The following is an 11558-nucleotide window of genomic DNA, read 5'->3' on the forward strand; positions in this document are numbered from 1 at the left end:
ACAGGGCTTGGGTTCACGCAAGGGTGATGCCTGTCGATGAAACCTCACCCGACGGGGCGCGTTGTCAGAGTTCAGCCAGTTAGAGGCGGCCCACTCGATGTATGATGCCTGGTTTTCCAAGCCAATATCTGTTGCCACCGGCATAAGCGGCGACATTCGAAACCTTACCAACGCTCGGCAAGCTCTTGACCTTCTCAACGATCATTGGCGCAACGGAGGAAGCGACAAGCACCGATCGGCGAAACGGGCATGCCAGCAGGCCTTGAATGGTAGTGTTCCGGCTGACGTGGCCAGAGACGCGTTTGTCGACGCGGCGCGCGAAGCGCACATGCTGGTCGAGTGATTTGCGTTTCGGACATAGGATTTGGTTGGGGTCGTCGATCAATTTTCGCCCGTCCAAACGGGCCATCACGCTAGCGAGGTCGCCATGAATGCAACAACCCGATTGCACGAACTCGGCCAAAGCCTCTGGTTGGACAACATCACCCGCGACCTGCTGAGCAGTGGCACCCTTCAGCGCTATTGCACCGAATTTTCGGTGACGGGATTGACGTCTAACCCCACGATTTTCGATGAGGCTATCAGAAACAGCACAGCTTACGACGAGGCCCTTCATCGAAAAGCCAGAGAAGGGAAAGCGGGCGAGCAGCTATTCTTCGAATTGGCGCTCGAAGACCTGACCCAGGCCGCGGCACTCTTCGGGCCGGTCCATGAAGCGACGGGCGGTATCGATGGCTGGGTTTCGCTGGAAGTTTCGCCTTTGCTGGCTAACGATGCCGGCGTCACTGTCGAGGCCGCCAAGCGATTGCACGCGCAGGCGCACTGTTCCAACCTCTTTATCAAGATTCCGGGCACGCCGGCTGGCGTCGAGGCCATAGAGGAATCGATCTTCGCCGGCGTGCCTGTGAATGTCACACTGCTGTTTTCGTGCGAGCAGTACTTAGCGGCGGCCGACGCGTATTGCCGAGGAATTCAGCGCCGGATCGATGCCGGGCTCGACCCGAAGATCGCCTCGGTCGCCTCAATCTTCGTCAGCCGCTGGGATAAGGCGGTGATGGATAAGGTTAGCCCAGCGCTGCGGAACCGCCTCGGCATCGCCATATCCGGGCAAGTCTATAAAGCCTACCGGGAGCGGCTTGCCTCTAGCGGATGGCGCAAGCTGGCCGATGCCGGCGCACTTTCCCAGCGTCTGCTATGGGCAAGTACCGGGACCAAGGATCCGAAGCTTCCGCAATCCTATTATATCGAAGCGCTCGCCGCGCCGGCTACCATCAACACCATTCCGGAGAAGACGCTCCATGCATTTTCGAAAGAGGGTGTGTTGCGCGGCGTCATGCGGGAGGACGGCGGCGACAGCGAAACCGTGCTTGGCGATTTTGCAAAAGCCGGCGTCGACATTCAGGCGCTTGCCGCGCAGCTCCAGTTGGAAGGCGCGCAATCCTTCACCAAATCATGGGCCGATCTGATGGCGGTGATTGCCTCGAAGAGCGAGCAGTTACATCGCGACGGTTCGGCCACCGGATGATGAGCGCGCCTCTCGCGGCCAGGACGTTGCCGCTCGCGAAACTTCCAGCATGGAAGGCGTTGCTGACGCATTGCGAGGAAGTACGCCCTTTGCATCTGCGACAGCTCTTCGCCGACGATCCCCAGCGTGGCAAGCGCTTCGCCATCGACGCCTGCGGACTTTATCTCGACTATTCGAAAAACCGCGTCACGGCTGAGACGATCCAGCTTCTCATTCAACTTGCCGAGGCTTGCAGCTTGCGTGAGCGCCTCGAAGCGATGTTCAAAGGGCAAAAGATCAATGTGACGGAGCGGCGCGCCGTGCTTCATACGGCACTGCGCGCGCCTGTCGGCGAGCAAATTTTGGTCGATGGCATCGACGTCGTGCCGGCAGTGCACGCGGTGCTCGGCAAGATGGCCGATTTCACGGACAAGATCCACCGCGGCACTTGGCGCGGCCATACTGGCCTGCCGATCCGCAACGTCATCAATATCGGTATCGGCGGCTCGGACCTCGGGCCGGTCATGGCCTATGAAGCGTTGCGGCACTACAGCCGGCGCGACATCATTTTCCGTTTCATCTCGAACATCGACGGTACCGACTTCGTGGAGGCGACGCGGGATCTGAATCCTGAAGAAACGCTGTTCGTCATCTGCTCGAAGACGTTCAAGACATTGGAAACGCTGACCAACGCCCATACGGCACGTGAATGGGTACTGCGAAAGTTAGGCGACGATCAGGCGGTGGCCCGGCATTTCGTCGCCGTCTCGACCAACACCGAAGGGGTCGCTGAGTTCGGCATCGACACCAATCAGATGTTTGGCATGTGGGATTGGGACGGCGGCCGCTATTCGATGGATTCAGCAGTCGGCCTGTCCACCATGCTCGCCATCGGCGCGGAGAATTTCCACGCGATGCTGTCGGGTTTCCACGACATGGACCAGCACTTCCGCACCGCGCCGTTCGATCGGAACCTGCCGGTCCTGATGGGCCTGCTCGCTGTCTGGTACACCAATTTCTTCGGGGCGCAGACGGTCGCGGTGCTGCCCTACGAGCAATATCTGAAGCGTTTTCCCGCCTATCTCCAGCAACTGACGATGGAAAGCAATGGCAAGCACGTCACGCTTGGCGGTACGAAAGTCGATTACCAGACAGGGCCGATCTATTGGGGCGAACCTGGCACCAACGGGCAGCATTCCTTCTACCAACTCATTCACCAGGGCACCAAACTGGTTCCATGCGACTTCATCGGGCTTTGTCGGGCATTGAACCCGCTGGGACGCCACCACGATCTCCTGATGGCAAATCTCTTCGCGCAAACCGAGGCTCTGGCCTTCGGCAAGACGCCAGAGGAGGTCAGGGCCGAAGGGACCCCGGACTGGCTGGTTCCGCACCGCACCTTCGAAGGCAACCGCCCCACCAACACCTTGCTTGCCGAACGCCTGACCCCAAGGACGCTGGGCAGCCTGGTCGCGCTCTACGAGCACAGCGTCTTCACGCAAGGCGTCATCTGGAACATCGACTCTTTTGACCAATGGGGCGTTGAGCTGGGCAAGGCCCTGGCCGAGAAAACAATCCCTGAACTGGAAGCCTCCCAGACCCCAAATCTCCGACATGACAGCTCGACCAACGCTTTGATCGAGCGCTATCGCCGGTTCCAAAAACGAAAGAAGTAAAGGGCGGTGAGCCCGGCCGCGCCTATGGCCCGACCAACATACTGCGGCGCAACCCAGCCAGCACTTGGACGATCGGGTTGCCTACATCCGATCAAAGGATCCCCATGAAACAGGTGCCACTCGACCAGCTCAGCATCAACACGCTGCGAATGCTTTCAATCGATGCGGTCCAGAAAGCAAAATCCGGCCATCCCGGAACGCCGCTGGATGCCGCGCCGATGGCCTATTGCCTGTGGCAACGCTTCCTTCGCTACGACCCTGCCGACCCCGATTGGCCGAACCGCGACCGCTTCGTGCTGTCGGCCGGCCATGCCTGCGCCCTGCTCTACAGCCTGCTCTACCTGTGCGGCGTCAAGGCAAAGGGCGCGAGCTATCCATCGGGCGACCGGCTTGCCGTGACGCTGGACGATCTCAAGAGTTTTCGCCAGGCAGGCAGCCATTGCACGGGACATCCCGAATATGGCTGGACCTCGGGCGTGGAAACCACCACGGGGCCACTCGGACAAGGTGCGGCAACAAGCGTCGGCATGGCAATTGCGGAACGGTGGCTGGCGGCCACCTACAATCGACCCGATTATGATCTGTTCTCGCACAACGTCTATGCGCTGTGCAGTGACGGCGACATGATGGAAGGGCTCAGCAACGAGGCGGCATCGCTGGCTGGACACCTCCGATTGTCGAACCTCTGCTGGGTTTACGACGACAATCACATAACCATCGAGGGGCCGACTGGCCTTACTTTCACCGAAGACGTGGCAACCCGCTTCCTCGCGTACGGATGGCATGTCGAGCGGGTAAGCGATGCAAACGATCTGATGTTGCTGGACAAGGCTTATCAGACGTTCATCGATACGCATGACCGCCCCACGCTGATCATCGTTCAAAGCCATATCGGTTATGGCGCGCCGCATAAGCACGACACAAACAAAGCTCACGGAGAGCCACTGGGCGCCGAAGAAGTTCGGCTGACTAAGGAATTCTACGGCTGGGACCCGGACGCCGATTTCAAGGTTCCGGAAGGGGTCGCGGCGCATTTCCACGCACATATGGGCAAGCGTGGGGACGCCGCTCATGCCGCCTGGCGGAAATTGTTTTCCGCTTACCGGATGCAATATCCCGACCTGGCCAAACAGATCGACCAGATGCAGCGACGCGATGCTCCCTCCGGGTGGGACGCCACGTTGCCCGCCTTCTCAGCCGATGCGAAAGGCCTCGCGACGCGCGATTCGTCCGGTCAGGTGTTGAACGCCATTGCTGCACACATGCCATGGCTGCTGGGTGGGGCGGCGGACCTGTCGCCGTCAACGAAGACGAACCTCGAATTCGATTTCGCCGGCGACTTTCAGACCCCCGAGGGTGAACAGGCCGTCAGCTACCGCGGGCGGAATTTCCACTTCGGCCTGCGCGAACATGCCATGTGCGCCATCGGCAACGGCATGAGTCTGTCGATGCTGCGGCCGTTCGTTTCCAGCTTCCTGATCTTCACCGACTATTGCCGCGCGGCGCTGAGACTGAGTTCAATGATGGAGCTCCCGCTGATCTCCATCTGGACCCATGATTCCATCAGTCTCGGCGAGGACGGGCCAACCCATCAGCCCATCGAACAGCTTGCCTCGTTCCGCGCCATGCCCGGCATGGTTGTCCTCCGTCCGGCAGACGCGAACGAAGTCGTGGAGGCGTGGAAGGTCATCATGGATCTCAAGGACAGGCCTGTCTGCCTGGTTCTGACGCGACAGGCGGTGCCGACGCTCGATCGCTCGACCTATGCAAACGCAGTCGGCGTGGCGCGGGGCGCCTATGTACTCGCCGATGCTCCCGACGGCAAACCCGATGTCCTGCTGCTGGCGACCGGCAGTGAGGTCGCGCTCTGCGTGACCGCATATGAGCAACTGAAAGTCGAGGGCATCAAGGCACGCGTCGTCAGCATGCCGTCATGGGAATTGTTCGAAAGCCAACCGAAGGAGTATCGCGAGACGGTCCTGCCGCCCGCTATAACAGCCCGGGTTGCGGTAGAAGAAGCATCCGGTTTCGGATGGGAGCGTTATACGGGTTTCGACGGTGCTATCCTCGCTCTGCACAGTTTCGGCCTGTCCGCTCCATCAAAGGTCGTCTCAGAACACTTCGGATTCGAGCCGGTACAAGTCGTTGCGGCTGCCAAGGCGCAAATAGCCGGCCGCCGGTCAATCAAACAAGTCGGGATTGCCCGAACCGAATGAGGCGACCAGCATGACCATGAAAATCAGTGCATTGGCCGGAAAGCCGGCCCCGCCCGACCTGCTGGTCAATGTCGCCAAACTCGTCACCGCCTATTACTGCCAGGTACCGGACCCTGCCAACCCCTTGCAGCGGGTTGCGTTCGGCACGTCCGGGCATCGCGGCACGGCGTTTGAGAACACGTTCAACGAGGCGCATGTGCTGGCAATCAGCCAGGCCATTTGCCTCTACCGCAAGCGACTGGGCATCGACGGCCCCATATTCGTCGGCATCGACACCCATGCGCTATCGGAACCAGCCTTTGCGAGCGCCCTTGAGGTGCTTGCCGCGAACGGAGCGGAGGTGATGATGGCGGCCGGTGGCGAGTATACGCCCACCCCGGCCGTCTCGCATGCAATCCTCAACTACAACAATGGCCGCAAGACTGGACTCGCCGATGGCATCGTCGTCACGCCGTCGCACAACCCACCCGGCGACGGCGGCTTCAAGTACAATCCGCCTAATGGCGGGCCGGCGGATACCGATGTTACCGGCTGGATCGAAAAACGGGCCAATGAGTTGCTTGGCAGCGGCCTGAGAGATGTGCGGCGGATGCCGTTCGAGAAAGCCCTCCACGCGCCGACAACCCATGCCCACGACTTCTTGAATAGTTACGTGAACGATCTCGGCAATGTCATCGACATGGATGCCATTCGCGAAGCGCATGTCCGCATGGGCGTCGACCCGCTCGGCGGCGCGGGTGTCCACTACTGGCCAGCCATCGCCGACCGCTACAAGCTCGACTTGACCATCGTCAATCGGCAGGTCGATCCCACCTTTCGTTTCATGACGGTCGATTGGGATGGCCAGATCCGCATGGACCCGTCTTCATCCTACGCGATGCGAGGCCTTATCAGGCTGAAGGACCAATACGACATCGCTTTCGCATGCGACACCGATCACGACCGGCACGGCATCGTCACGCGCAGCGCCGGGTTGCTGCCGCCCAATCATTACTTGTCGGTGGCGATTGACTACCTGTTCCAGCATCGCGCTGAATGGCGCAAGGACGCCGCCGTGGGAAAGACGGTGGTGAGCAGCCAGATGATAGATCGCGTCAGCGCCAGGCTGAAGCGCAGACTGTATGAAGTGCCGGTCGGTTTCAAATGGTTCGCCGAGGGCCTTCAGGACGGCTCGCTGGGTTTTTGCGGCGAGGAAAGCGCTGGTGCGACGTTCATGCGCCGCAACGGCGCCGTCTGGACGACCGACAAGGATGGCATCGTTCCGGCGTTGCTGTCGGCCGAGATCACGGCAAGGATGGGTCGCGATCCCGGCGAGGTCTATCGCGACTTGACCAAGACGTTGGGCGAACCCGTCGCCGACCGGCTCCAGGCAACAGCAACCCCAGCGCAAAAAGAGAAACTGTCGAAGCTTTCACCGCATGAGATCACGTCGAAGACCTTGGCTGGAGAACCGATCCGGTCGGTGTTCAGCCGGGCACCGGGCAACAATGCCGAAATCGGCGGCGTCAAGGTGGCCACGGAAAACGGCTGGTTCGCCGCGCGCCCGTCAGGCACCGAGAAGATCTACAAGATCTACGGAGAGAGTTTTCGCGGACAGGACCATCTGCGCGCCATCCTCTCCGAGGCCCAGACGATCGTCGATCATGCGCTTGGTGCAGCCGGAGATACCTGAATTGGCGGGCGGCTGCGCTGGCCCTGCGGCTTGTGGCACGCCTCATTTGGCAGCAGCCCCGGCAAAGCCCGATGAAAGGGGCGGCATCGTAGCAGTCCTCCTCCGCTGCGCCTAAGAGTGGCCGTCGTCAACGTTCGGCGACGAATTCGGCGGGTATAGGACCGTTCCATCGTCGCGAACGACGGCGCCAGGTGTCAAATGCGCCTCGTCGACATGCGACGGTCCGAGAATATGCATCACACGCTCGCCTGCTGCGAGGAGATAGTCTGCGATGATCCGCCGGTGGCATCGCCACCAGACTGTTTCGGCACACATAATCGCGCACACCTGCTGGGCGCCTAGCTCCCGGAGGCGGGCAAAGCCAAGCTGGAAGGGCACTGTCAAAGCGTAGTCAGCATAGTTGCGGAAGCTACGGACCCGCCAATATGTGTTGGGGGAAGGCTCCGCGCCGCGCGTCTTTCCCCGAAGGCCGCCTAGCTCGGCTATATGCTCATAACCGATCTGCCACGGCGCCAATGTTGCCGGCAAGCCCAGCCCGTTGAACTGGGGATTGGTGCGCGATCTCGGCATCGCTCTCACATCAACAACGAGTCTGATGCCTTCTTGCTGAAGAAGGTCAGCAAATTCGTCGATCGTCCTCGTGGAGTGGCCTATCGTGAAAAAAGTGTTGGTCATGGCTCCAGCATCAAGGCGCCTGCGTCTGCCTATGACAAGCGATGGTTTCGAAATCAAAAGTGTCGTTTCTGCTACGTCCGCTAGTTTCTACGGAACCGACATCGATAGCGAGGGTTGTTGCGGTAGTCGGTGCAATTTAAGTGCCTGACGGCCGACGAAAACCTCCAGCGGGACGTTCAGACGATCGCCAGGGACAAGGAGAAACACCATGACCGACAAATTCAAGGTTGGCGAAAACGTGACTTGGAATTCCGAGGCCGGGCGGGTCAGCGGAACGATCGTTCGCGTGCATAGGCGCAATTTCGAGGTCGAGGGCTACATTCACCACGCCAGCGCCGAGACACCGCAGTACGAAATCAAAAGCGACAAGACCGACCATGTCGCATTCCACAAGGCCTCGGCGCTCAGCAAACTTCGCGGCTGACGCCATCAGAAAGCGACTGGCTGATGCCAAACTCTCTGCAGCCGCCTACGACCGAGCCGCTCCGCGCCAGTCTGAGCGACGCCGACGACCGCATCTTCCTCAATCGCTGGATGCCGCCGCAGAAAGGGATAGCGCCCAGGATCAGGATCGGGCGTCGCTGGATCAACACCTTATGGAGCCTTCCAATCGCCGCCGCGGCGCTGCTTTGCCTGATCGCGCTGGCTCAAAGTCTGCGTGAACTGCCGATGGTGGAAGTGTTCATCCGACAGAACCCCGGCATCCCTCAGTCCGCGGCTGCGGTGGACGCGGGCTTCCCATGGTGGCTGCAACTGCAGCACTTCCTGAACATGTTCTTCATGCTATTCATCATGCGGGCCGGCCTACAGATCCTGGCCGACCATCCCCGGCTTTATTGGGGGCGGGATTGCACGCCGGGAACCGACTGGTTCCGGTTCCAGGTTCCGGTGCCGAAGGACCGGATTTGGACGGCCAAGGACGACTCCGTCACACTGCCGACCTGGCTCGGTATTCCCGGCCTGCGTCATACCCTTGGGCTGTCGCGCTGGTGGCATTTTTCAATCAACCTGCTGTGGCTGATCAACGGCATCGCCTTTTATGCCCTGCTGTTCTCCACCGACCAATGGCGCAGGTTGGTGCCGCTGACCTGGGAGGTGTTTCCGGCCGCGATGTCGACAGCGATCCAGTATGCCTCGCTGAACTTTCCGGTCGACGAAGGCTGGACCCGCTACAACGGCCTGCAGCAGCTCAGCTATTTCATCACCGTATTCATCGCGGCGCCCCTCTCGATTGCCACCGGGCTGATGCAAAGTCCGGCAATCTCCAATGCGCTCGGGTGGTTCGGCAGGGTGTTCAATCGGCAGGCGATGCGCTCCGTTCACTTCATCTCATTCGCCTGGTTCGTGGCTTTCATCCTGGCGCATGGCGCCATGGTTTTCGTCACCGGCATCAGGCAGAACACCAACCACATGTTCGCCGGCGTCGACAACGCCTCTTGGTCAGGATTCCCGCTGTTTCTCCTTGCGATGGGCATCCTGCTCAGCACCTGGCTTGTGGTGTCGCCCTTCACCATCCGGTACGCCCGGCTGGTACAGCGCGTCGGAGCGTTCATGATTGGCTGGATCATGGGATTGGCCGAAGGTTGGGACCCGCGTTCGCAACTCACAAAGAAGGACATTTCCCCCTACTTCTGGCCGAACGGGACGATGCCGAATTCCAAGGAATTCGACGACCTCGTTGCTGAGAACTTCACCAGCTACAGGCTTCGCGTCAGCGGTCTTGTCGCCGCGCCGCGGGAATTCTCCCTATCCGACCTCAAGGCAATGTCGAAGCAGGCACAGATCACAACGCACTTCTGCATCCAGGGCTGGTCCGGCGTGGCCGAATGGGGCGGTGTACCCATGCGAGATATACTGAGTCTGGTGAAGCCGACGCCCGACGCACGCTACGCGGTGTTCTACTCATTGGCTGACGGCGCTGACGGAGGGCGCTACTATGACGTCCATAAGATCGAGAACATGTGTCACTCGCTGACCATCCTGGCCTATGAGATGAACGGAGCGCCCGTCAGCGTGCTGCACGGTGCGCCCTTGCGGCTCAGATGCGAAAACGAGTTGGGTTTCAAGATGGTCAAATGGGTCGCAGCGATCGAGTTTGTTCGCGATTTCGCCGACCTTGGCGCGGGACAGGGCGGTTACAATGAGGATCATGAGTTCTACGGCTATCGCATGCCGATTTGATCGGCGATAATAACGGGCGCTGTTGCCCTACGGACGATCCTGAGCGCCCACGGATTTTGACGCCAAAGCGATTTCACAGGAATAGGAACGATGTTGGTCGAGAAGATGTTGCCACGCGCGTTCGAGCGGCTCGCGGTAATCGAAGCAAAGGCTCAGATTAAAGAAGCGGCCAAAATGATGTCCAAGCCGCACACCGACCTCGTTGTGGTGTGTGAGCGAGGGAACATGGTCGGCGTCGTTACAAAGACCGACATTGTTGGTCAGATCAGTCAGTGTCTCGGATTCGGTTGTACGGCCAGCATAGACAGCATCATGACGCGCGATGTTACCTATTGCCGAGAGAATGAGGGGCTTCTTAATGTGTGGACGGTGATGAATGAACGGGGTCTTCAGCGCATTCCGGTTCTCGACGCGGGACAAAAGCCAATCGGCATTATTTACACACGAGATGCACTGCAAGCACTACTGGGCGAATCTGAGAACGAAGATGAACTTCTCCGCGATTACATATCGGGGGTCGGTTACCGATAGTGACCTTTTCTCTCATCCTTCTCTGCCTGGAAGGAGCAGTGTGTTTGCCTGCACCTTTGTCATGATCGCATCTTTTACGCTGTTGCTGGGCTTTTCCTTCGGCGGCGTCAAAGCCGGGTGATCGTCATGATCTGATACCGGCGGCGCCCGTGTCCGCAGTTGGAGGTGCGCCAATGCCTCCTTCAGTCTGTGGTCCGTGCGGATGCGCGGGATTGTAGTTATGCGTCGACGTCTCAAACGAGCCGATCCGCTGCCTCGTGAACCGCGGGCAGGAGACCTCGGCCGAGGAGGATTCGCTTGCCGAAAACCGCCGAGGGACAGCGTGTCCAACACCATTTCGACCAAAGCCGGATATTTGCGCGCCCTGACGCCGAGTGCGTCGCCAGGTTCGAATGCGAGTCCCGAGCCAGTCAGCGACAGTCGACGTGTCGGGTTTCCTTGCTCGACCCGCGTCCGGACAGGACAAGATTATCGATGATAGTCTTGGCGAGGTCGGAACTGTTGCCGGTCTCGCCGCCGAACAGGATCGTCAGCGATCACGAGGCAATCGCCAGCGGCGCGACCGACACCGGGTGGATGCTGATGGAGAAGCGATGTCTCCGAAAAGCGCGTGCGCGCCGTGATCGATGCCGGCGAGATAGCCGCTGATCCACAGCGCCTGGCCGGGCTTCAGCTAGGTCGCCAGAGCTGCAAGGCGTTCCCATTGTTATACGGTGAAGCCTGGGCCCGGAAATTCCAATGCCGTCATCTTGTCGCTTCCTTAAGCATGGTCCTGCCGCCGTCGGCTTGGCCGTTCAAAGGGGTACGCACGACGCAAATTGTGGTGGCGGGCCCGACCATTGCATTGCGCTTTTGGCCCAGACAAACGAATGATATTGCTGGCCGACTGCAAGAAGTTTGCAGTAAACAGCAATTTGAATAGAGGTTCTAACATTCATCCGAACGACACTTCTTTCTTTCCAAGAACGAGATATTCCATGGTCAGAAAGTACGGTCGGCCGATTCCAGTTTTTTGTCGTTTTGGAGTTCGATCGGCCCAACAGTTCCCGGTTTCCAATCCGAGGTTCCCGTGTCAGCCGACGAGTTGTCATAGCCGAGATTGG

Annotated in this window: 10 protein-coding genes; 9 read left to right on the forward strand and 1 reads right to left on the reverse strand. The window is 59.7% G+C overall.

What is annotated here, in order from left to right; translation table 11 throughout:
* Window positions 1-97: 97 nt before the first annotated feature.
* From ASD99_RS32990 to pgm, 5 genes are all read left to right on the forward strand, one after another.
* Window positions 98-343: a DUF982 domain-containing protein gene (locus tag ASD99_RS32990; protein WP_082583468.1), complete on the forward strand. Its 246-nt coding sequence runs from the start codon at window positions 98-100 to the stop codon at window positions 341-343.
* An 84-nt stretch (window positions 344-427) separates the two neighbouring features.
* Window positions 428-1525 carry a transaldolase gene (gene tal / locus ASD99_RS30700; protein WP_057145932.1) on the forward strand — a complete coding sequence of 366 codons (1098 nt, stop codon included), beginning with the start codon at window positions 428-430 and terminating at the stop codon, window positions 1523-1525.
* On the forward strand, window positions 1522-3180 hold the full coding sequence (pgi, locus tag ASD99_RS30705; protein ID WP_413813969.1) for a glucose-6-phosphate isomerase: 1659 nt from the start codon (window positions 1522-1524) through the stop codon (window positions 3178-3180). The genes tal and pgi overlap by 4 nt, the downstream gene beginning before the upstream one ends.
* Before the next feature lie 104 nt (window positions 3181-3284).
* Window positions 3285-5396: a transketolase gene (tkt, locus tag ASD99_RS30710; RefSeq protein WP_057145934.1), complete on the forward strand. Its 2112-nt coding sequence runs from the start codon at window positions 3285-3287 to the stop codon at window positions 5394-5396.
* 10 nt (window positions 5397-5406) lie between these two features.
* Window positions 5407-7068 carry a phosphoglucomutase (alpha-D-glucose-1,6-bisphosphate-dependent) gene (gene pgm / locus ASD99_RS30715; protein ID WP_082583474.1) on the forward strand — a complete coding sequence of 554 codons (1662 nt, stop codon included), beginning with the start codon at window positions 5407-5409 and terminating at the stop codon, window positions 7066-7068.
* A 111-nt stretch (window positions 7069-7179) separates the two neighbouring features.
* On the opposite strand, the gene ASD99_RS30720 is transcribed toward pgm, so the two are convergent.
* A complete protein-coding gene (locus ASD99_RS30720; RefSeq protein ID WP_056583167.1) occupies window positions 7180-7743 on the reverse strand; it encodes a DUF488 family protein in 564 nt (187 codons plus the stop codon).
* A gap of 208 nt (window positions 7744-7951) precedes the next feature.
* Here ASD99_RS30720 and ASD99_RS30725 point away from each other — a divergent pair, with 208 nt between their 5' ends.
* The 4 genes from ASD99_RS30725 to ASD99_RS33805 all read left to right on the forward strand — a co-directional run bounded on the left by ASD99_RS30725 (window position 7952) and on the right by ASD99_RS33805 (window position 11377).
* Window positions 7952-8167: a DUF2945 domain-containing protein gene (locus tag ASD99_RS30725; RefSeq protein WP_057145935.1), complete on the forward strand. Its 216-nt coding sequence runs from the start codon at window positions 7952-7954 to the stop codon at window positions 8165-8167.
* A gap of 23 nt (window positions 8168-8190) precedes the next feature.
* The gene (locus ASD99_RS30730) at window positions 8191-9924 is read left to right on the forward strand and encodes a molybdopterin-dependent oxidoreductase (RefSeq protein ID WP_056583171.1); all 1734 of its coding nucleotides are present in this window, start codon (window positions 8191-8193) and stop codon (window positions 9922-9924) included.
* A gap of 90 nt (window positions 9925-10014) precedes the next feature.
* Window positions 10015-10455 (forward strand): CBS domain-containing protein, encoded by a 441-nt coding sequence (locus ASD99_RS30735; RefSeq protein ID WP_057145936.1) that lies wholly within the window; start codon window positions 10015-10017, stop codon window positions 10453-10455.
* Between the two features lie 610 nt (window positions 10456-11065).
* Window positions 11066-11377, forward strand: a complete 312-nt coding sequence (locus ASD99_RS33805; RefSeq protein WP_156389118.1) for a hypothetical protein — start codon at window positions 11066-11068, stop codon at window positions 11375-11377.
* The last annotated feature ends 181 nt before the right edge of the window (window positions 11378-11558 follow it).

Origin of the sequence: Mesorhizobium sp. Root695 (genome assembly GCF_001428185.1) — a bacterium.
Classification (GTDB): Bacteria; Pseudomonadota; Alphaproteobacteria; order Rhizobiales; family Rhizobiaceae; genus Mesorhizobium.